The sequence below is a fragment of the Candidatus Merdisoma sp. JLR.KK006 genome (genome assembly GCF_036941035.1).
Lineage (GTDB): Bacteria > Bacillota > Clostridia > Lachnospirales > Lachnospiraceae > Laedolimicola.
Genome location: NZ_JAYMNS010000015.1, coordinates 68,457 through 87,700, shown reverse-complemented (window position 1 = coordinate 87,700; position 19,244 = coordinate 68,457). Strand labels below are relative to the sequence as shown.

Here is a 19,244-nt window from a genome sequence, read left to right as displayed (position 1 = left end):
AATAAAAAACGGCAGTATATAAAATGATTCTGCACAATAGACAGGCTGTTTAGATACTGCGGAGCCGGAATAAAAATTGGAATAGGAGAAACAAATGGAAAAACGAGTGATCGATCCGGAAAAAAGAAAAGAGGCAGGGAGGCTGACAACGAGAGTTATTATTGCAATTACCGCAGTGATTATCCTCTATGTGGCTTACGCATTAGTTACCAAGAATATGAATGTTGTTGTTTTTGAAGTGCTGCTGATGATTTTTGTGATCGCTTATGTGGTAATGAATGATTTTATAGAGCCCCGTTTGTTAGGGATATTTGAAAACATGACAGTTGGGCAGCGAAGCGGGTTCCTGAAGATTCTGGCATTGGATGTTGTGGGAGCAGGTGCCGTGCTGTATTGGATTCTGGGTATGGGAGCAGAAGAGAACGCCGGCGGAAGTATCCTGCCGCTGGTGATTTATATTGTGACAGTGCAGATGAAGCGGAAGTTCCGTCCGGAGTTTGAGGGGACAGAAGAGGATGAGGATGCTTCAAAGGTCTTTGAGGAAGGGAATCCTTCCATAGAAGAAAAGAAAGGGGATAATGAAAAGGAATCCTGATGCATGTGGGATTGCGATACGGAAAAGGGAACTTTTGTACGAAAGAGAGAGCTGTGGGGAAATAAACCATCGGTTTTTCTATAACCGGATGGCTTATTTCCCCACAGCCATATCTTCTGTAATAATTTCTTTTTGCATATATATGATAATGAAAAAGAATGTTTGGAGCATATAGAGTGAAGAAAGGGAGGACAGCCGGAATTCCGGCATGGAAACGAGGACTTCTGGTTGGGGTGATTGGGCTTATGGCGGTAGGCGCAGCTGCAGGTATAAGGGACAGGCAAGCGGAGAGGGAAGGCCAACGTGCAATGGTTATGGGGGAGGCTCCTGGTGAGAAAGGGCAATCCCTGCAGGACGCTGGAAAACAGACTCAAAAAAGAGAAACGAAAAAAATTGCTCTGACCTTTGATGACGGCCCTCACCCCTATTATACGGAAGAGCTGCTTGACGGTTTGGCAGAGAGAAATGTAAAGGCGACTTTTTTCCTTTTAGGACAGAATATAGAGGGGCGTGAAGAAATTATCAAGCGGATGGCAGAGGAAGGCCATCTGATTGGAAATCATACTTATTACCATGTAGATATTACCAGACTGGAGGATGAGGAGGCTTGCCGTGAAATTCTGGATACCAGTGAAAAAATTACGGCCATTACCGGACAGCCGGTGGAATATATTCGCCCTCCCTTTGGCAATTGGGATAAGGAGCTGGAATGCGAGGTCACAATGCTTCCCATTTTCTGGTCTGTTGATACGTTGGATTGGACAACACGAAATGTGGATCAAATTGTTCAAAAAGTAGTGACGGATATAGAAGAAAATGATATTATTTTAATGCATGATTCTTACGATAGTACGGTGAAGGCTGCCTTGCGTATCATAGATCTTCTGCAGGCGGAGGGATACGAGTTTGTGACTGCCGATGAATTGATTTTAGAGTGATATGGGGGCCTGGCATAAGGGAACGGGCAGAGAATAGAAGGATAGTCTGCCATGGTCCGGCATGGAGGAATAATAATACTATGGATTTGTTTGATTATATGAGGCAAAATACTCTGGAGCAGGAAGCTCCTCTGGCTTCCCGGCTGCGGCCTAAGACCTTAGATGAGATAGTAGGACAGCAGCATATTTTGGGAAAGGATAAACTGCTTTATCGTGCCATCAAAGCAGACAAGCTGAGCTCCCTGATTTTTTATGGGCCGCCGGGAACGGGGAAGACTACCATTGCCCGGGTAATTGCCAATACCACGAAAGCCAGCTTTACCCAGCTCAATGCTACGGTGGCAGGAAAAAAGGATATGGAGGCGGTGGTTTCTCAGGCAAAGGATAATCTGGGAATGTATGGAAGAAAAACAATCCTGTTTGTGGATGAGATTCACCGCTTTAATAAAGGTCAGCAGGATTATCTTCTCCCCTTTGTGGAGGACGGCACCCTGATTCTCATAGGAGCTACCACAGAAAATCCTTATTTTGAGGTAAATGGGGCTTTGATATCCCGGTCGGTAGTTTTTGAGCTGAAGGCTCTGGAAGCAAAGGATGTGAAGGAATTAATTCACCGTGCCGTTTATGATACGGAACGGGGCATGGGCGCTTATGGAGCGGAGATCACGGAGGATGCATCTGATTTTCTGGCGGATATTTCAGGGGGAGATGCAAGGGCGGCCCTCAATGCCGTGGAGCTTGGCGTATTGACCACAGAGAAGGGGAGCGATGGAAAGATTCATCTGACCCTGGATGTGGTTTCGGAGTGCATTCAGAAACGAGCAGTTCGGTATGACAAGACAGGGGATAACCATTATGATACGATTTCCGCCTTTATTAAAAGCATGAGGGGCTCGGCTCCGGATGCAGCTGTTTACTATCTGGCGAAAATGATTTACGCAGGGGAGGATGAGCGTTTTATTGCAAGAAGGATTATGATTTGCGCCTCCGAGGACGTAGGCAATGCGGACCCTATGGCCCTCACTGTGGCTGTGTCTGCGGCCCAGGCTGTAGAGCGCATTGGATTCCCGGAGGCACAGATCATTCTGGCTCAGGCAGCCGCTTATGTAGCATGTGCGCCCAAGAGTAATTCTGCTGTCAATGCCATTGGAAAGGCAATGGAGTCTGTGAAGACGTTAAGAACCAGCGTTCCGCCTCATCTGCAGGATGCACATTATCCGGGTGCAAGGAAGCTGGGACATGGTATTGGGTATAAATATGCCCACGATTATCCCAATCATTATGTGGAGCAGCAATATCTTCCGTCAGAGATTGAAGGGGAGATATTCTATGAGCCGTCAGACAACGGGTATGAGAGAGAGATTCGGAAATATTTTCAGAAAATAAAGGGTTTTGCAGCAGGTACGGAAGAAGTCTGATTCAGCTATTGAATTGCTCCGTATAGAATAGAGTTTTCCTCTGCCTGCTGCGAAAGAATTTTACAGGGTTTCCGGCTCCGGATAGTCTATGCCAAAGGTTTCAGCAGTGACGGATTTTATTACCTGGGGTGTCATGGGGCGATCACCGTAATCGGTGGGAGTTTCGGCAATCTCATTGACAATGTCCATGCCTTCAATGACCTTCCCAAAGGCAGCATAGGCACCGTCTAAGTGGGGGCTTGCCTTGTGCATAATAAAAAATTGGGAGCCTGCGGAATCCGGATGCATGGATCTTGCCATGGAGAGTACTCCTGGTGTATGCTTAAGTTGATTGGAAAAACCGTTTTGTGAAAATTCACCCTTGATAGAGTAGCCGGGATCGCCCATACCGTTTCCATCCGGGCATCCGCCCTGGATCATAAAGCCTTCAATGACTCGGTGAAAGATTAGACCATTGTAAAAGCCTTTGTTTACGAGACTTAAAAAATTGCTGACCGTATTTGGGGCGATGTCAGGGTAAAGCTCGGCTTTGTAGACGCCTCCGTTTTCCATTTCAAAGGTGATAATTGGATTTTGTGCCATGGATGTTATTCTCCTTTTTCTATTCCATCATAATAGGGGCAAAATGCCGCCGGGTATTATTTTAAATGAAAAGGGAAGATTCGTAAAGGAGTTTTTGAAAAATGCTGAAAGGGATTGTGATTGCGGCTTCCGGAACGGAACAGCTTCAGAAGACGCTTACAAAAGAGGGGCTTGCCTGGAGGGTGGCGGAACACCGGGAACAGGCAGATTTGCTTCAGGCAATTGATGCTCTGAAAGCGGACAGGAATGAGGTTCTGTGTCTGGTGGAGAGGGACAGAGAAGAGCAGATGGCTCTTGACCTGGGACTTTTCTGTGTAGGATACTTGAATCCGGAGCTTCCCCAGGAGCAGCTTTCCGGGTGCAGAATCCTTATAGAAGGCTTTCAGGAGATAGATCGGATCTTTCTTGAGAATATCCATACCCGGGCTCAGGGCCTTCCCGTTCAGATTGCGGAAACGGACAGGCTTCTGATTCGGGAGATGACTCTTTCGGATCTGGATGGAATCAATGCCCTCTATAGAGAAGAGCCGTCTATCTCCCTGTCTCCGGAGTTGTCCCTTGACAGACAGGAAGAAGAGGAAAAAATAAGGGCATACATTGCCTATATGTATGGTCTGTACCAGTTCGGCATGTGGGTGGTTATCGAAAAGAAAAGCTGCAAGATGATTGGGCGTGCCGGCTTTGGCATTGCAGACTATCTGAATTTTTCGGAGATTGATATGGGTTATCTTATTGGAAAAAAGTACCGGAGGCGGGGTTACGGGGAGGAAGCCTGCCGTGCGGTTCTGGCTTATGGAAAGCAGATCCTGGATTTCAGGCAGGTAAGTGCTTATATAGACAAAGATAACAAAAACTCTCGGTATTTGATTGAAAAGCTGGGTTTTTATCAGGAACGGAGCTTTGCCTATCAGGAGCACAGGTTGTGCCGTTATCTATTAAATCTACGGATTGCAGAGTATTAAAATCTTTTTTAGTAATCGGGAAACACTTTAGGGTATCCCTTTATGCCCAAAAAAATACGGACAAATCTAAGGAAACACCCTACGGGTATCCCTTTATGCCCAAAAATATGGGCAAATTAAAGAAAGGAAACAGTAATTTGAGGGAACAATTTGGATATATCAAACAAGGGCATGAGATTCGCAAAAATCTTATTTCTGTCAAAGAGGAATTAAAAAGGCCGGAGGGAAGACGAGAGCTGAGGAAGCTGTTTTTGGAAGAACCTAAGGTACTATTATCGCTGCTGGATGAAGCAGATCCGAAAATTCGGAAAAATGCGGCCCTGGTGTTGGGAAATGTGGGAACGGAAGAATGCAGAGAGGCTATTTTAAAGGCTTACCGTATGGAAGAAAAGCGTTTTGTGAAAAGCGCATATCCGGAGGCACTGGCGGGCTGTGACTGTTCCGGCTGTATAAAAGAGCTTAAAAGCCGAAGGAAGGAACTTCTGGATGAGATACCAACCATAGAAACACAGAAGCATCAGCAGGAGGAACTGCGGGCCCTGAATACGCTGCTGTCTTTCTATGAGAAGGCAAAAGGACATAAGTTTATGGGCTTTTCCGAACCTTCGGATGTAATCCTCATTACGCATCCGGATTATCGTCAGGTGACACTTAAGAATATTACTGAGGGGCAGACGGTTCTAATAAAGGCAGGAGTAAAAGTACTGGGAGGGAATTTGGAGAATTTGCTGAAAATCAGGACTTTTCGGGAGCTTTTATTCTGTTTGAATATAGCAGGAGAGCTGAAGGCAGATACGGCGGCAGAACAGCTTGCATCCTCCAATCTTCTCAGTTTATTAAAGGAACTGCATCATGGGGAAGGAGCTTTTTACTTTCGGATTGAGTGCAAGGGCCGCATGACCTTGGAGCAGCGCAGCAGCTTCACCAAGAAGCTGGCAGCCAGGCTGGAGATTCTGACAGGAGGAAGACTGATAAATTCTACTTCTAATTATGAGGCGGAACTTCGTCTGGTGGAGACGAAGAAGGGCGGATTTTATCCGCTGCTTAAGCTGTATACCCTGCCGGACCGGCGCTTTGCTTATCGGAAAAATGCGGTGTCAGCTTCTATAAGGCCCGAGAGGGCAGCCCTGTGTATGGAGCTTGCAGCTGATTACCTGAAAGAGAATGCCCGGGTTCTGGATCCCTTCTGTGGTGTGGGGACTATGCTTGTGGAACGCAATTACCGGGTTCATGCAGATACTCTTTATGGTGTTGACATATATGAACCGGCCATTGCAGGGGCCAGAGAGAATACGGAGATTGCCCGAATGACGGCGCATTACATCCACCGGGATTTTCAGGATTTTACCCATGAATATCTTTTTGATGAAATTGTGACCAATTTTCCTGCCAAGGGAAAAAATTTAAATGGACATACTTTGGAATTTCTTTATGGAAAGTTTTTTGACCGGGTGGGGGAGCTGCTTAGGCCAGGCGGTTTTGTGCTCCTATATAGCCATGATCGTGCCTTTGTAAACAGGCAGATGATGAACCATGGGAGTTTGAAGCTTTTAGAGGAGTGGCCTATGGGCGGCAAGGAGGAAAGCTGGCTGTTTGCTATTCGCTTTAGTACTGTTGCGTAGCAACTTAAAAACGGAGGTATAATGAAGAGGCGGAATCGGATATGGCGGAAAAAGGGTAATTTATTTCTATTTCTTGCTTTTCTTGCTTTGGGAGCCTGCGGCAGGCAGAAGGAGCAGGAGGAGACACTTATAATGAGGGCGGAGAGGGCGGAAGGCGTTGCAGAGGACACACCTGCATTAGCGCTGATTCTTACCAGTAAAGATGCAAATGAGAACAGCAACTTGATAAAAAGTTTTCGTGAAAAGGCAGACGGGCAGGGAGCAAGGCTTTTGGTAAAGATTCCGGATGTAACGGAGGAAGAGGCCCTGGAAGCCAGACAGGAGACGGGAAATTTTGTACTCTGTGACGTGAATCCCATTGAATACCAGATGCTGCTTGTCAATGAACTGGTGGCAGAAGATGTAGATGTCATAGCTATCCATGCCAATCACAGGGAAGCTTTGGAGCCCGTATTGGCGGCGGCGAGATCTCTGGGAATCCGTATCTGCGCTTTTGAGCAGGAGGTAAGTGAGGGAAGCTGTGATATTTATACTACGGCGGAGGATGCGCCGGATGCGGCAGTGAGGCTTTTGGATATGTAGAGAATCAAGACAAAAATGAAAAAGGGACTGCTTTAAGAAGTGTGGATAGAACACGGAATTCTTAAAACAGTCCTTTTATAATTGATTATTTGTGAAGCAGCAGTTTTTAATCCAAGAAACACTCTATTCCAGATTCAGCTGCTTTGTCATAAAATGATTCGTCAGGATAAAGGCGCCTATGCCCAATACCAGTGAGAACACAAGGGAAAATCCTATATTGAGCCAGAAATAGGCTGCTTCATTCAAACCGGAACTGTAGACTCCCACTCCAAAGAAAATGTTGGTTACATTCACATTTCCAAAATTGCCGATGCCCGTCAAGGCGACAACTATGGAGGAAATCAGATTGGCAACAAATTTATAGCCCATATAAATTCCAATGGATGCAAGTATCTTATGGTCGTTAAAGCTGTGGCCGATGGCAATGCACATATAGATAATCAGTGTTCCGGTAATGGTATCCACCAGTGCGGTAAGAATGAACATAGGAATACCTATACTGGTCGGCACTCCGAAGATCTGAGGAAAGGAGGACCACAGACTATTCCAGAAATAGCTGAACTCTTCAATAATACTCTTATTCAGCACCATGGCAAAGACCGAAAGGCTGATGAGAAGCCCGTCCGCAATCTGCCATACGGTAGACACTATAAGCTTGGTAAAGATGTGCTCCGCAGCAGAGGCCGGAAGGGTGTGCATGAGATATCCCTCATCCGTAAAGAGATTTTTGCGGAACCGTAGAATATCCAGATACAGCCAGGTGATTATGAAAATGGCAATCAGTGCAATGACGTAAGCGGAAATAAGCATTACATCAATAAGATTTTCCCACATACGCAGGGAATAATTACTATAGTTCACATGCTCCCGGTTCATTACAAACTGAACGTAAAAGCGTCCGATAATGGTGACGGCAATCAACCCTAAATGCAAGGGAAGCATCAGCCGGTTTACGGCTTTAAATTCATGTTTGATTAATTTTCCTAACATCTGAACACCTCCCGGAAGAGTGCGTCTACGGACTTGCCCTCCTGCTCTCTGATTTCATCCACAGATGTGGTCAGGCGGATGTGCCCATTCTGAATAAAGATTACATCATCCAGCACATTTTCTATATCAGAAATGAGATGAGTGGAAATGAGTACGGACGCCCGCTCGTTGTAATTGGTGATAATGGTCTGCAGAATGTAGTCTCTGGCTGCCGGATCTACACCTCCGATGGGCTCATCCAGACAGTAGAGATCCGCATCCCGGCTCATAACCATAATGAGCTGCACCTTTTCCTTGGTACCTTTGGACATGGAACTCAGCCGATCCTTCTCGTCAATATTCAGCCGGTGAAGCATTTCCATAGCCCGATTCCGATCAAAGTCGGTGTAAAAATCACAGAAAAAGTCCAAAATATCCGTAACTTTCATCCAGCTGTTAAAGTAAGTCCGCTCCGGCAGATAGGAAACCACTTTTTTGGTCTCCGGTCCGGGAACGGCGCCATTGATAAGAAGCAAGCCATCCGTAGGAGCCAGAAGTCCGTTGATAAGCTTGATTAATGTGGTTTTCCCACTGCCATTGGGACCGAGAAGCCCGATGATGCGTCCCCGCTCAATAGTTAAATTAATACTGTCCAAAGCCGTCTTATAGCCATAGCGCTTGGTCAGGTTCTGGCAGCTTAGTAATTGTTCCATTACTGTCCCCCCTTTAACTCCAGTTCCAGAAGCCGTTTGATGTCTTCCTTTTTAAATCCCAGTTGTTCCATGTTTTTGAGGAAAAGCCTAATCTGTTCCTTTGCAAGCTGTTCTTTGATTTCTGTCATTTTTGCCGTATCCTCCGTGATAAATCTGCCGCTAGTTCTCTGTGTGTAGACAAGACCGCTGCGCTCCAGTTCCGTCAGTGCTTTCTGCATGGTGTTGGGATTCACGGATGCCTCCATTGCCAACTCCCGCACAGAAGGAAGCTTGTCGCCCGGTTGGTATGCGCCGGCGATGATGTTGGTTTTGATGACGTCCACAATCTGTAAATAGATAGGACGGGAATCATCAAGAATCCATGCCATATAGTCACTCCTTTCCTTGATCTGTCCATGTTCTTTGGAAAACTTCCATTTTTTTCTAGGGGGGGGGTAAAATGGATAGCAGCTTTTACCGCTCCCCCGCCCCCTCCGGTCAGGAGGGCGCAGTACGTAATGCAGGGAAATTGATTTGTATCACTGTATTACTTTAATAATACAATAGTGCTTGTTGAGGGAAATGTCAAGGGGGAAAGGGAATATTCAGAATTTCTTAAGAATACGGGGGATGGTTTTGGGATATCTTAATGGCTGTTTTATTATTTATATCGTTAATTTAAAAAGAGGACTAATCAACTTATGTATTTTTATAATTGTAAATTCGGGATTTTCGGCATATAATAGTAAATAAATTAAGGGATTTTCGGCATATAATTGAATATAAAAAACGGGATTTTCGGCAAATGCTTGTTTTTAGCATGGAAAGGAGCAAATAGTTTATCATGATATTTAAAAGGAAACTTTACAATAAAATGTTGGAATGGAAAAGAGAATTTGATGGAAAGACGGCTCTTCTAATTAAAGGCGCACGGCGGGTTGGAAAATCAACCCTGGTAGAAGAATTTGCAAAAAACGAATATGAAAGCTATATACTGATCGATTTTTCCATTGCTTCAAAAGAAGTCAATACATTATTTTCTGACCTATCGGATTTAAACTATCTTTTCCTGCGTTTACAAATGATTTATCATGTAAATCTGGTTGAGAGAAAGTCTGTAATTATTTTTGATGAGGTACAGATGCAGCCAATGGCAAGGCAGGCGATTAAGCATCTGGTAAAGGACCATCGATACGATTATATTGAAACAGGCTCTTTGCTGTCAATTAAGAAAAATATAAAGGATATTGTGATTCCCAGTGAGGAAACAAGGCTGCAATTGTTTCCATTGGATTATGAGGAATTTCGATGGGCGTTGGGGGATACGGTCACATTACCGCTGCTTTTGAACACCTATAAGAAAATGCAGCCTCTTGGGGACGATATAAACAGGCGGCTGCTTCGGGACTTTCGATTGTATATGCTTGTGGGCGGTATGCCCCAGGCAGTGGATACCTATATAGAGACAAATAACTTAAATATTGTTGATCAGGTAAAAAGAAATATTTTGGAATTATATGAAGATGATTTTAGGAAGATTGATTCTTCAGGGAGAGCAGGAATGCTGTTTGATGCAATTCCTGCTGAACTGAACAAAAATGCATCCCGTTATCAGGTATCCAGTGTGATAGCAGGAGAGAAAGAGGAACGTGTGAGGGAAATACTTGCAGATATGCAGGACTCGATGACAGTGTATATTTCCTATCATGCAGATGATCCCGGCGCCGGAATGTCTCTTCATAAAGATCCCCGCAGGTACAAACTATTTTTGTGTGATACGGGGTTATTTGCAACTCTGGCATTTAAGGATAGGGATTTCACGGAAAATGAAATATATGAAAAACTTTTAAATCATAAACTGGGTACGGATCTGGGCTATTTATATGAAAATATGGTTGCTCAGATGCTGAAAACGGCAGGAAATGAATTGTTCTATTATACATTTCCAAAGGAAACATCAAATCATAATTATGAGATAGATTTTTTGCTGGCAAGGAAAAATAAAATCTGTCCATTAGAAGTGAAATCCTCCGGTTACAAATCACATGCCTCATTAGATGCGTTTCAGAACAAATTTTCTTCACGGATATTAAATAGGTATTTGATTTATACAAAGGATGTCAGAAAAGATAAAGATATTTTTTGTCTACCGATTTATATGGTGCCGTTTTTGTAAAAAGAGAGTGTTTACGATCGCTTGCTCCGATTTTTTTGTCGTGGTATGATAGGAAAAAAGCCGAAAGGAAGAGGAGTGTTATCGATGTATCAGGAAATAGCAAAGCTGGTATTATATAGAGACTTGGGAGAGGACAGTATCCTGCGGAAGCTGTCAGGTATTTTTGAGGATTGGGATAAGAAAGAGTGTACGGGGGCGGAGCTTACCACCCGTATCTATGAGCAGATCAAGGCGCTTTTAGATGTGTCCACTATGTACGGATTTGATAAAAATCTTTGGCACAATTATCTCACCTTTATTTTGCTGACCAATGAGAATTCTTTTAGTATGACTAGTGAGAAAGTGGGAGCCAATGACGGGAGCGTGAATCACTTTGCAAAAGGGGATTTCCGGATCTTTAAGGACCTTTTTGATTTTGACTTCGGACCCATAGAGAAAGAACTTGGCATCGACTGCTTTTCTACCGTATGCAATTATAAGGCTATCGGAAAAAAGGAGCGCATGTACAATAAGAATGTAAGTGAGAAAGTGCAGGCGGTTAGTGTCCGGATTGAGCAGGCAAAGGACGAGGAAGAGATTTTCCGAATTGTGACGGACTTTTATAAGGCTTATGGTGTGGGAATGTTTGGTCTTAATAAGGCATTTCGGATTAAGAGCGTTCCGGAGGGAGTGGAATTTCTGCCTATTAACAATACAGAGCAGGTGCTTTTAAAGGACCTGGTGGGCTATGAGCTTCAGAAGCAGAAGCTGATTGACAATACGGAGGCATTTGTGAAAGGTCTGCCTGCCAATAACGTACTTCTCTTTGGGGACAGCGGAACGGGAAAATCTACCAGCATCAAGGCGATTTTAAATGAGTATTACGATCAGGGGCTTAGGATGATTGAGATTTATAAGCACCAGTTTCAGGATCTTTCCGCTATCATTGCCCGGATTAAGAATCGGAATTATCGCTTTATTATTTATATGGATGACTTATCCTTTGAGGAGTTTGAGATTGAGTATAAGTTTTTGAAGGCTGTCATTGAGGGCGGCATGGAGACAAAGCCGGATAATGTGCTGATCTATGCCACATCCAACCGGAGGCATATTATCCGGGAGACCTGGGGGGACCGCAGTGACATGGAGCAGGACAACGGCATGCACCGGTCAGACACCATGCAGGAGAAGCTGTCACTGGTGGCACGCTTTGGCGTAACCATCAATTATTCTAAGCCCTCACAGAAAGAATACTTCCAAATTGTGATGGAGCTGGCAAAGCGGTATCCGGAGATTGCCTTGACGGAGCAGGAGCTTTGCGCAAAGGCCAATCAGTGGGAGCTGAGTCACGGCGGCATTTCCGGCCGGACGGCTCAGCAGTTTATTAATTATCTGGCTGGGAGGGCGTGATGAGAAAGGTTGCAGTTGTAACAGGAGCTTCCCGGGGAATTGGACGAGAGATAGCATGCAGGCTTATAAAAGAGGGATACCGGGTGTATGGCCTTTGCAGAACGGTGCCGGAGAAGAAAATGGGAATTCGTTTTGTGGCCTGTGACGTGTCTGTCAAGAAGAGCGTGGATAAGGCTTTTGAAAGAATCCTGGAGAGGGAGAAGCAAATTCATGTTCTGATTAATAATGCAGGAATGGGCATTTCCGGTGCGGTGGAGTTTTCATCGGAGGAAGAGATTGAAAAGCAATTGTCGGTGAACTTAAAAGGCAGTGTCTGGTGTGCTCAGGCAGTGATACCCTCCATGCGGACGGCCCGATGGGGTAAGATTTTGTTTATATCTTCTCTGGGAGCTATTTTTCCATTACCTTTTCAGAGCTTTTATTCTGTCAGCAAAGCGGGGCTCAACGCCTTTTCCGATGCATTGGGGATTGAGATGCGGCCTTTTCATGTGAGTACCTGCACAGTAATGCTCAATGATGTGAAAACGGAGTTTACGGATTATCGGGAAAAGTGTTTTGCAGGAGATGGGCTTTATCATGGGCGCATTGCCCGTTCGGTAGGGAAAATGGAGGCATCTGAGCGAAAGGGAATGGAGCCGGACAGAGTGGCCAAGGAGGTAGTAAGGCTTCTTGGAAAGAGAAAGCTTCCCTCTCATGTTATTGTGGGAGCTTCCAATCAATTGTTGGGGCTTTTGAATCGGCTCTTGCCTACGGAGATTGTGTTAAGGCTGTTAGCTGTATTGTATGCTTCTTGAAAATAGTTAACCAACAAATAAAAATGGTTGACTATTAGATGCAGACGTGTTATATTTTGTCCTGGAAACTAAAGTGATGATTACAAAGGAAAACAAAGTGGCTGCTGCATAGCGGATTCCTTTCGGATTTTCCTAAGAGGAGGACAAAATTTGAGAAACCAAAAGACAAAAAACATGATTCTAAGTGCTATGTTCGTAGCACTCATTTCCGTAGGGGCCTTTATCAAAATCCCCATCCCAGTGGTCCCCTTTACCCTGCAGTTTTTATTTACCATGCTAGCCGGTCTGCTGCTTGGAGGAAAAAGAGGCGGATTTGCCGTATGCATTTACATAGCGCTTGGCCTGGCAGGAGTTCCGGTTTTTGCCCAGGGGGGAGGAGTTGGATACATCTTTCAGCCCAGTTTTGGCTATATTATCGGATTTGCAGTAGGAGCCTTTGTCACAGGAACCATTGCCAACCGATCAAACAGGCCCGGCTGCAAACTGTTGCTGGGAGCTGATTTTGCAGGTCTTGGAATCGTATATCTTTTTGGCATGGTATATTATTATTTAATCAGTAATTTTTACTTGAACAGTCCTATCGGAATATGGCCCTTATTTTTGTATTGCTTTCTCCTTGCGGTGCCCGGCGATATCTTTTTGTGCATTGTGGGGGCAATACTTGGCAAGAGACTGATTCCGCTGGTGAAAGAAGGGAGATTATAATCCTTATCAAAAAGTCTGTGAAAGAAATATTGCGGTACTGGAATGGAGGAACAAATGAATATCAAAATCTTAGGAAATGAAGTAATACAGGGAAAACAGCTCACCAGAGAAGAAGCCCGTTGGCTCTATAGTCAGCCTTTTAAAGAGCTGTGTGAGAAGGCAGATGAAATCCGGGCTCATTTTTGCGCCAACGGATTTGATATCTGTACAATTATCAATGGAAAAAGCGGCCGCTGCTCGGAAAACTGCCGCTTTTGCGCCCAATCTGCACACAATCACACTGGAACCGAGGAATACCCCTTGCTTTCCACCGAAGAAATTCTGGAGCAGGCCAAAAAGAACGATGAGCAAGGCGTACTGCGCTATTCCATTGTAACCTCCGGAAAGCGTCTGTCCGACAAGGAAGTGGACCGGATGTGTGACACTGTGCGTCAGATCCGTAAGGAAACCGGCATCGGCGTATGTATTTCTTTCGGCCTCCTTAACGGAGAACAATACAAAAAGTTAAAAGAAGCAGGAGTGACAAGAGTTCACAACAATCTGGAAACCTCACGCCGGAACTTTCCAAATGTATGCACGACTCACACCTTCGAGGACAAAATCAGTGCCATTCGAGCCGCCCAGGCAGCAGGACTTTCCGTGTGCAGCGGCGGTATTATGGGACTTGGCGAAACGGCAGAGGATCGGATTGATATGGCATTTACCTTACGGGAGTTGGGCATCAAAAGTGTGCCGGTCAATATGCTGAATCCCATTCCGGGTACGCCCTTTGAGCATAACAGAAAGCTTACCGCAGAGGATATGTGCCGGATTGTAGCAGTTTACAGGTTTATCCTTCCGGATGCATCTATCCGGCTCGCCGGAGGCCGGGGACTTCTTGGGGATAAAGGGAAAAGCTGCTTTCAGTCCGGGGCAAATGCAGCCATTTCCGGCGATATGCTTACGACGGCGGGAATTACGGTAGAGACGGATATGAAGCTTTTGGAGGAACTGGGCTACGAAGTGAGGTATGGAAATGAGTAAGACACTGTTTGTTGTCGGAACAGGAACAGACATTGGAAAGACCTATATTTCCGGCCTGATAGTAAAAAAGCTGCATGAGAGCGGAAGTGCAGCCGCCTATTATAAAGCCGCCATGAGCGGAAATGTGCGCAGGGCTGACGGCAGCCTGGTTCCCGGGGATGCTCTTTTTGTAAAGGAGATATCCGGAATCAGCCAGCCCTTAGTGGAAATGTGCCCTTACATCTACGAGACTGCTGTTTCACCTCATCTTGCCTCCAGAATAGAGGGTAATCCGGTTCAGATGGAGGTAGTGCTTGAGGGCTTCCGAAATTCCTGCGACAATTATGAGTATGTTACCCTGGAGGGCTCCGGAGGGATTCTGTGCCCCATTTGCTTTGATGAAGGAGAGCTCTGGCTTCCGGATGTGATAAGGGCATGCGGCGCAGGCTGCCTGCTTATTGCGGATGCAGGACTTGGCACGATCAACAGCGTGGGGCTGACTGCATTTTATATGAAGGAGCATGGCATTCCCCTTAGAGGAATTGTTTTTAATCACTTTAAGCCAGGGGATGTGATGCAGGAGGACAATCTGAAAATGTGCGAGCATCTGACCGGATCGAAGGTGATTGCCTGCGTCCGGGAAGGCGACACGGAGCTTAATATTTCCGTAGAGGATTTGAAAAGACTGTATGAATAAAATCAGCTGAAGTTGAAGGTGTACTGGGAAAATATTACGGAACTGGAATCAGTAATGTTTTTCCAGTGCACAAATCAATTTACAGGCATATGCTTTTGTGACTGTGAATTGATTTAGCTGAAGGTGTACTGGGAAAATATTACGGAACTGGAATAGGAGAACGAAAATGATTTGGTATCCATATGAACAGATGAAAACCATGAAAACCCCTTACAAAATAGTAGATGCGGAGGGCGTATATTTATATACGGAAGATCAGAAGCTGATAGATTCCGTATCCTCCTGGTGGAGCGTCATTCACGGCTACAAGCACCCGGATCTGAACCGGGCCATTATTTCACAGGTGGAAAAATTTTCCCATGTAATGCTCGGCGGCCTTACCCATGAGCCGGTTCAAAAGCTGGCGGAAAAGCTAAAGGATTTCCTTCCCGGTGATTTGAATTATTCCTTCTTTTCTGATTCCGGCAGCGTAGCGGTAGAGGTGGCGCTGAAAATGGCCCTTCAATATTATATGAACCGTGGAGAGGAGCAGCGGACCATGATTCTTGCCTTGAACCATGCGTATCACGGCGACACCTTCAAAACCATGGAGGCCGGTGATGACGAGGACTATCACTTTGTTCTGAATGCATACGGGCCAAGTAAGTATGTAGTGCATATTCCCACAGAAATCAGCGCTTTAGAGCAGGCATTTGAGAAATATCACAGTAAGCTTAACTGCTTCATCGCAGAACCCCTCCTTCAAGGGGCCGGCGGAATGCGGATGTATGATATTTCCTATTTAAAGCGTGCCAGAGAGCTGTGCGATAAGTATGATGTCCTTTTGATTTTTGATGAGGTGGCAACCGGCTTTGGACGTACCGGCAACCGGTTTGTGGCCGACCTGGTTCTGCCCGATATTCTCGTTCTTGGAAAAGCGCTGACCGGGGGTTATATCGGCCATGCGGTTACTGTTGCAAATGAAAAGGTATTCCAGGGCTTCTATGACGAGAATCCGGAGCATGCCCTGATGCACGGTCCTACCTTTATGGGGAATGCCCTGGCCTGCAGTGTGGCGCTTAAATCTATTGAACTTTTTGAAACCGGGGATTATATGGAAAAAATCCGCCGGATAGAGGAAATCACCCGTGGGGAAATGGACGGATTTTCCGATGAGCGGATAAAAGAAGTCCGGATTATGGGCGGCTGTGTCTGTGTTGAGGTAAAGGATGCCCATGTGCTCGCCGGATATCAGAAGTTTGCCTATGAGCAAGGTGTATTCAGCAGGCCTTTCCTGAAATATCTCTATGCCATGGTTCCCTATGTGATTTCCGAGGAAGAGCTTAGAAGGGTGCTGGGGACTATGAAGGATTGGTTTGCCGGACAGCAGTAAAAGCCCGGTCTGCAAATATACGTTTAATAGCGTTAGCTTTCGTTTCGATATTTCATATCCGGAATCAGCTTATCCAGCTTGGCGCTAAAGGTCTATTTGACTTTACTGTATAACAGCCTGTGCCCGCTCTCCCAGGCGCTTTCGTGCCAGTGCCAGGAAGTGGCCTGACGCACTTCCCGAGTTAAAAGCAAACTGTACATTGGCATGCTTCTTTTCTTCTTCGCCCTGCTCCCGAACATCCCAGGAATCATCTGCATCCAACAGGTTTTGGAAAATGGCTTCTCGCTCGGACAGGATGGGGTAAAGCTTTTCAAAAGACTTGCCGTAATTCTTCAGAATCTTATATGGCTCAAAGGCCAGCCCCACTCCAAGGAGAAGAGGAACGCTGTAAAGTTCGCCCAGGCCCAGAGCCAGGTGGGAAGTCCCTGGATATAGCCATCCTCCAGCATATACCAGCCTGACTGTGCCATAGCGGCTGAGCGCATTTCTTCCGTACCCTCGAAATCGGAACTCATCAGAGCATCCATAAGCGCATTCATGGCAGCAGGATCTTCAATCGGTGAGAGGGAGCCGGTTATGGTGACGGGAGTGAGCTGATGAGCCTGTTAACAGACACATCATGGGTCCTCCGGCTAGTAGTCCGTACCGGAAATATGCACAAGGATTTCCGATACGGACTACTAGTATGCCGAAAAAGAGAATAACTGCCAGTGTAAGAACAATTACGCAGATTTGTGACAGTCGTTTCATGTGTATAAGCCTCTTCAATAAAAAAGTTACTTTAATAACAGTTCCACCGGACAGTGATCGGAGCCCAAAATATCCGTATGAATTTTAGCGTCCTCAAGACGTTTGGTGAGGCGTTCCGATACGATAAAGTAGTCAATCCGCCACCCTGCATTTTTCTCCCTTGCACGGAATCGGTAAGACCACCAGGAATAGATGCTTTCCATCTCCGGATAAAAATACCGGAAAGTATCCACGAAGCCGGATTCCAGCACGTGAGTCATTTTCTCCCGTTCTTCATCGGTAAAGCCTGCGTTTTTCCGGTTGGTTTTTGGATTCTTCAGATCAATCTCTTTGTGGGCTACATTCAGATCACCGCAGTAAATAACCGGCTTTTTTTCATCCAGGCCCTGGATGTAACGGAGAAAATCATCTTCCCATTTCATCCGGTAATCAAGCCTTGCAAGGCCGTCCTGGGAATTGGGGGTATAGACTGTTACCAGGTAAAAATCTTCATATTCCAGAGTGATCACCCGGCCCTCATGGTCATGTTCTTCCACGCCAATGCCATAGGTGACAGACAGAGGCTCTGTTTTGGTAAAGACAGCCGTTCCGCTGTATCCTTTTTTCTCCGCATAATTCCAATACTGATGATAACCCGGCAGATCAAGCTCAATCTGTCCTTCCTGAAGCTTAGTCTCCTGAAGACAGAAAATATCCGCATCAAGCTTCTGAAAATCCTCCGTAAAATTTTTGCCTACACAGGCCCGTAAGCCATTGACGTTCCAAGAAATCAGTTTCATAAGTCCTCCTACTATTTTAAATTCCGCAATATTATGGTTTGAAAGCTCCGCAACAAAAGGTTTGCTTTTTCCCTTTATATTACATATAATGTAGATAGACGTTCGGAGCAGCTACAAGCTTTTTTAAGGCGGCTCTGAGCCGGAAAACAGCAGTAACTGATCTGATTATAATTATTTTGGATTCCAAAGTAAAGGGTTACTGGTTCCAAAGTAAACAATTGTGGGGAAAGGATGAGGAAAATGGAAAAGGTATATGACGTTACAGCGATTGGAGAATTGTTGATTGATTTTACGGAGAATGGAGTAAGCTCCCAGGGGAATCCACTGCTTGAAGCCAATCCCGGCGGTGCTCCCTGCAATATGCTTGCCATGCTGAATAATCTGGGGAAGAAGACAAGCTTTATTGGCAAAGTGGGAGATGATCAGTTTGGAAGAACCTTAAAAAGTACGCTGGTGGAACTTGGCATTGGAACAGACAATCTTCTTTTGGATAAAGTGGTGCATACAACCCTTGCCTTTGTGCATACGGCATCGGATGGAGATCGGGACTTTTCCTTCTATCGGAAACCGGGTGCGGATATGATGCTGACTGCGGATGAGGTTCAGGAGGAGATGATTGCGGGGAGCCGTATTCTGCATTTTGGTACGCTTTCTTTGACGGATGAGCCGGTGCGAAGCGCTACACAGAAGGCTTTGGAGTATGCTAAGAAGCATGATGTTATGGTAACCTTTGATCCCAATCTGCGGCCGCCCCTGTGGAATAACCTGCAGGATGCAAAGGAGCAGATCTGGTTTGGCCTGTCCAAGTGTGCGGCTGTAAAGATGTCAGAAGAAGAACTGGAATTTATTACAGGAGAGAGAAGCCTGGATCGGGGCATTGAGGCAGTGCGGAATCGCTTTGATATTCCCTTGATCTGTATTACTATGGGTAAGAAGGGAAGCAAGGCTTACTATGGTGATGTGGCAGTAGAGAGAGCGGGCTTTGCTCAGGAAAATACCATTGAAACTACGGGAGCCGGAGATACCTTCTGCGCAGGTATGCTGAATTATATTCTGGATCATGGCCTTGATAATCTGACAGAGGAGAATTTAAAGGAGATGCTCACCTTTGCGAATGCTGCAGCATCCATTATCACAACTCGAAAAGGAGCTTTGCGGGTAATGCCGACAATAGAGGAAGTAAAGTCGCTGCTTGCCCAAAAATAGAAGTGCTGTTTATA

Annotated in this window: 21 protein-coding genes; 14 read left to right on the top strand and 7 right to left on the bottom strand. The window is 45.5% G+C overall.

The features are described 5' to 3' along the window. Positions 1-94: 94 nt before the first annotated feature. From VSQ61_RS12930 to VSQ61_RS12920, 3 genes are all read left to right on the top strand, one after another. Entirely contained in the window at positions 95-595 is a 501-nt protein-coding gene (locus tag VSQ61_RS12930) for a hypothetical protein (RefSeq protein WP_334344835.1), read from the top strand. A gap of 308 nt (positions 596-903) precedes the next feature. Next, a complete protein-coding gene (locus VSQ61_RS12925; RefSeq protein WP_502877037.1) occupies positions 904-1,533 on the top strand; it encodes a polysaccharide deacetylase family protein in 630 nt (209 codons plus the stop codon). 80 nt (positions 1,534-1,613) lie between these two features. Beyond that, on the top strand, positions 1,614-2,951 hold the full coding sequence (locus VSQ61_RS12920) for a replication-associated recombination protein A (protein ID WP_334344833.1): 1,338 nt from the start codon (positions 1,614-1,616) through the stop codon (positions 2,949-2,951). Positions 2,952-3,011: 60 nt separating this feature from the next. Here the strand turns inward: VSQ61_RS12920 and VSQ61_RS12915 are convergent, their stop codons facing one another. After that, the gene (locus VSQ61_RS12915) at positions 3,012-3,533 is read right to left on the bottom strand and encodes a peptidylprolyl isomerase (RefSeq protein ID WP_334344832.1); all 522 of its coding nucleotides are present in this window, start codon (positions 3,531-3,533) and stop codon (positions 3,012-3,014) included. Between the two features lie 101 nt (positions 3,534-3,634). On the opposite strand from VSQ61_RS12915, the gene VSQ61_RS12910 reads away from it, so the two are divergent. The 3 genes from VSQ61_RS12910 to VSQ61_RS12900 all read left to right on the top strand — a co-directional run bounded on the left by VSQ61_RS12910 (position 3,635) and on the right by VSQ61_RS12900 (position 6,699). After that, complete coding sequence (locus VSQ61_RS12910; protein WP_334344831.1) at positions 3,635-4,495, top strand: GNAT family N-acetyltransferase; 861 nt, start codon at positions 3,635-3,637, stop codon at positions 4,493-4,495. Positions 4,496-4,632: 137 nt separating this feature from the next. Next, a complete protein-coding gene (locus VSQ61_RS12905; RefSeq protein ID WP_334344830.1) occupies positions 4,633-6,117 on the top strand; it encodes a methyltransferase domain-containing protein in 1,485 nt (494 codons plus the stop codon). 21 nt (positions 6,118-6,138) lie between these two features. Next, positions 6,139-6,699, top strand: coding sequence for a type 1 periplasmic-binding domain-containing protein (locus VSQ61_RS12900; RefSeq protein ID WP_334344829.1), 561 nt, complete (start codon positions 6,139-6,141; stop codon positions 6,697-6,699). Between the two features lie 123 nt (positions 6,700-6,822). Here VSQ61_RS12900 and VSQ61_RS12895 read toward each other — a convergent pair whose 3' ends face one another. From VSQ61_RS12895 to VSQ61_RS12885, 3 genes are read right to left on the bottom strand one after another with little or no spacing between them, the layout of a single operon-like run. Next, positions 6,823-7,689: a hypothetical protein gene (locus tag VSQ61_RS12895; RefSeq protein ID WP_334344828.1), complete on the bottom strand. Its 867-nt coding sequence runs from the start codon at positions 7,687-7,689 to the stop codon at positions 6,823-6,825. After that, positions 7,683-8,381 carry an ABC transporter ATP-binding protein gene (locus tag VSQ61_RS12890; protein WP_334344827.1) on the bottom strand — a complete coding sequence of 233 codons (699 nt, stop codon included), beginning with the start codon at positions 8,379-8,381 and terminating at the stop codon, positions 7,683-7,685. The genes VSQ61_RS12895 and VSQ61_RS12890 overlap by 7 nt, the downstream gene beginning before the upstream one ends. Further along, a complete protein-coding gene (locus VSQ61_RS12885; protein ID WP_334344826.1) occupies positions 8,381-8,749 on the bottom strand; it encodes a GntR family transcriptional regulator in 369 nt (122 codons plus the stop codon). The genes VSQ61_RS12890 and VSQ61_RS12885 overlap by 1 nt, the downstream gene beginning before the upstream one ends. Before the next feature lie 485 nt (positions 8,750-9,234). Here VSQ61_RS12885 and VSQ61_RS12880 point away from each other — a divergent pair, with 485 nt between their 5' ends. The 7 genes from VSQ61_RS12880 to bioA all read left to right on the top strand — a co-directional run bounded on the left by VSQ61_RS12880 (position 9,235) and on the right by bioA (position 16,495). Then, positions 9,235-10,536 carry an ATP-binding protein gene (locus VSQ61_RS12880; RefSeq protein WP_334344825.1) on the top strand — a complete coding sequence of 434 codons (1,302 nt, stop codon included), beginning with the start codon at positions 9,235-9,237 and terminating at the stop codon, positions 10,534-10,536. Positions 10,537-10,620: 84 nt separating this feature from the next. Further along, on the top strand, positions 10,621-11,925 hold the full coding sequence (locus VSQ61_RS12875; RefSeq protein ID WP_334344824.1) for an ATP-binding protein: 1,305 nt from the start codon (positions 10,621-10,623) through the stop codon (positions 11,923-11,925). Continuing rightward, entirely contained in the window at positions 11,925-12,719 is a 795-nt protein-coding gene (locus tag VSQ61_RS12870) for an SDR family NAD(P)-dependent oxidoreductase (RefSeq protein ID WP_334344823.1), read from the top strand. The genes VSQ61_RS12875 and VSQ61_RS12870 overlap by 1 nt, the downstream gene beginning before the upstream one ends. A 150-nt stretch (positions 12,720-12,869) precedes the next feature. Then, positions 12,870-13,424, top strand: a complete 555-nt coding sequence (locus VSQ61_RS12865; protein WP_502877035.1) for a biotin transporter BioY — start codon at positions 12,870-12,872, stop codon at positions 13,422-13,424. 54 nt (positions 13,425-13,478) lie between these two features. After that, positions 13,479-14,447 carry a biotin synthase BioB gene (gene bioB, locus VSQ61_RS12860; protein ID WP_334344822.1) on the top strand — a complete coding sequence of 323 codons (969 nt, stop codon included), beginning with the start codon at positions 13,479-13,481 and terminating at the stop codon, positions 14,445-14,447. Next, positions 14,440-15,123: a dethiobiotin synthase gene (bioD, locus tag VSQ61_RS12855; protein WP_334344821.1), complete on the top strand. Its 684-nt coding sequence runs from the start codon at positions 14,440-14,442 to the stop codon at positions 15,121-15,123. The genes bioB and bioD overlap by 8 nt, the downstream gene beginning before the upstream one ends. Positions 15,124-15,289: 166 nt before the next feature. Further along, positions 15,290-16,495: an adenosylmethionine--8-amino-7-oxononanoate transaminase gene (bioA, locus tag VSQ61_RS12850; RefSeq protein ID WP_334344820.1), complete on the top strand. Its 1,206-nt coding sequence runs from the start codon at positions 15,290-15,292 to the stop codon at positions 16,493-16,495. Between the two features lie 102 nt (positions 16,496-16,597). Here bioA and VSQ61_RS12845 read toward each other — a convergent pair whose 3' ends face one another. From VSQ61_RS12845 to VSQ61_RS12835, 3 genes are all read right to left on the bottom strand, one after another. Further along, the gene (locus VSQ61_RS12845; RefSeq protein ID WP_334344819.1) at positions 16,598-16,861 is read right to left on the bottom strand and encodes a hypothetical protein; all 264 of its coding nucleotides are present in this window, start codon (positions 16,859-16,861) and stop codon (positions 16,598-16,600) included. Further along, positions 16,828-17,034, bottom strand: a complete 207-nt coding sequence (locus tag VSQ61_RS12840) for a hypothetical protein (RefSeq protein ID WP_334344818.1) — start codon at positions 17,032-17,034, stop codon at positions 16,828-16,830. The genes VSQ61_RS12845 and VSQ61_RS12840 overlap by 34 nt, the downstream gene beginning before the upstream one ends. Positions 17,035-17,271: 237 nt before the next feature. Then, on the bottom strand, positions 17,272-18,024 hold the full coding sequence (locus VSQ61_RS12835; protein ID WP_334344817.1) for an exodeoxyribonuclease III: 753 nt from the start codon (positions 18,022-18,024) through the stop codon (positions 17,272-17,274). 240 nt (positions 18,025-18,264) lie between these two features. Here VSQ61_RS12835 and VSQ61_RS12830 point away from each other — a divergent pair, with 240 nt between their 5' ends. Further along, a complete protein-coding gene (locus VSQ61_RS12830) occupies positions 18,265-19,230 on the top strand; it encodes a carbohydrate kinase family protein (RefSeq protein WP_334344816.1) in 966 nt (321 codons plus the stop codon). The last annotated feature ends 14 nt before the right edge of the window (positions 19,231-19,244 follow it).

What these genes read in the sequence shown, in the direction of transcription:
- bioB (WP_334344822.1), top strand. Translation starts at nt 13,479, where the DNA reads ATGAATATCAAAATCTTAGGAAATGAAGTAATACAGGGAAAACAGCTC.
- VSQ61_RS12910 (WP_334344831.1), top strand. Translation starts at nt 3,635, where the DNA reads ATGCTGAAAGGGATTGTGATTGCGGCTTCCGGAACGGAACAGCTTCAG.
- VSQ61_RS12915 (WP_334344832.1), bottom strand. Translation starts at nt 3,533, where the DNA reads ATGGCACAAAATCCAATTATCACCTTTGAAATGGAAAACGGAGGCGTC.
- VSQ61_RS12885 (WP_334344826.1), bottom strand. Translation starts at nt 8,749, where the DNA reads ATGGCATGGATTCTTGATGATTCCCGTCCTATCTATTTACAGATTGTG.
- VSQ61_RS12875 (WP_334344824.1), top strand. Translation starts at nt 10,621, where the DNA reads ATGTATCAGGAAATAGCAAAGCTGGTATTATATAGAGACTTGGGAGAG.
- VSQ61_RS12920 (WP_334344833.1), top strand. Translation starts at nt 1,614, where the DNA reads ATGGATTTGTTTGATTATATGAGGCAAAATACTCTGGAGCAGGAAGCT.
- bioD (WP_334344821.1), top strand. Translation starts at nt 14,440, where the DNA reads ATGAGTAAGACACTGTTTGTTGTCGGAACAGGAACAGACATTGGAAAG.
- VSQ61_RS12835 (WP_334344817.1), bottom strand. Translation starts at nt 18,024, where the DNA reads ATGAAACTGATTTCTTGGAACGTCAATGGCTTACGGGCCTGTGTAGGC.
- bioA (WP_334344820.1), top strand. Translation starts at nt 15,290, where the DNA reads ATGATTTGGTATCCATATGAACAGATGAAAACCATGAAAACCCCTTAC.
- VSQ61_RS12895 (WP_334344828.1), bottom strand. Translation starts at nt 7,689, where the DNA reads ATGTTAGGAAAATTAATCAAACATGAATTTAAAGCCGTAAACCGGCTG.
- VSQ61_RS12900 (WP_334344829.1), top strand. Translation starts at nt 6,139, where the DNA reads ATGAAGAGGCGGAATCGGATATGGCGGAAAAAGGGTAATTTATTTCTA.
- VSQ61_RS12840 (WP_334344818.1), bottom strand. Translation starts at nt 17,034, where the DNA reads ATGAATGCGCTTATGGATGCTCTGATGAGTTCCGATTTCGAGGGTACG.
- VSQ61_RS12890 (WP_334344827.1), bottom strand. Translation starts at nt 8,381, where the DNA reads ATGGAACAATTACTAAGCTGCCAGAACCTGACCAAGCGCTATGGCTAT.
- VSQ61_RS12880 (WP_334344825.1), top strand. Translation starts at nt 9,235, where the DNA reads ATGTTGGAATGGAAAAGAGAATTTGATGGAAAGACGGCTCTTCTAATT.
- VSQ61_RS12930 (WP_334344835.1), top strand. Translation starts at nt 95, where the DNA reads ATGGAAAAACGAGTGATCGATCCGGAAAAAAGAAAAGAGGCAGGGAGG.
- VSQ61_RS12830 (WP_334344816.1), top strand. Translation starts at nt 18,265, where the DNA reads ATGGAAAAGGTATATGACGTTACAGCGATTGGAGAATTGTTGATTGAT.
- VSQ61_RS12870 (WP_334344823.1), top strand. Translation starts at nt 11,925, where the DNA reads ATGAGAAAGGTTGCAGTTGTAACAGGAGCTTCCCGGGGAATTGGACGA.
- VSQ61_RS12925 (WP_502877037.1), top strand. Translation starts at nt 904, where the DNA reads ATGGTTATGGGGGAGGCTCCTGGTGAGAAAGGGCAATCCCTGCAGGAC.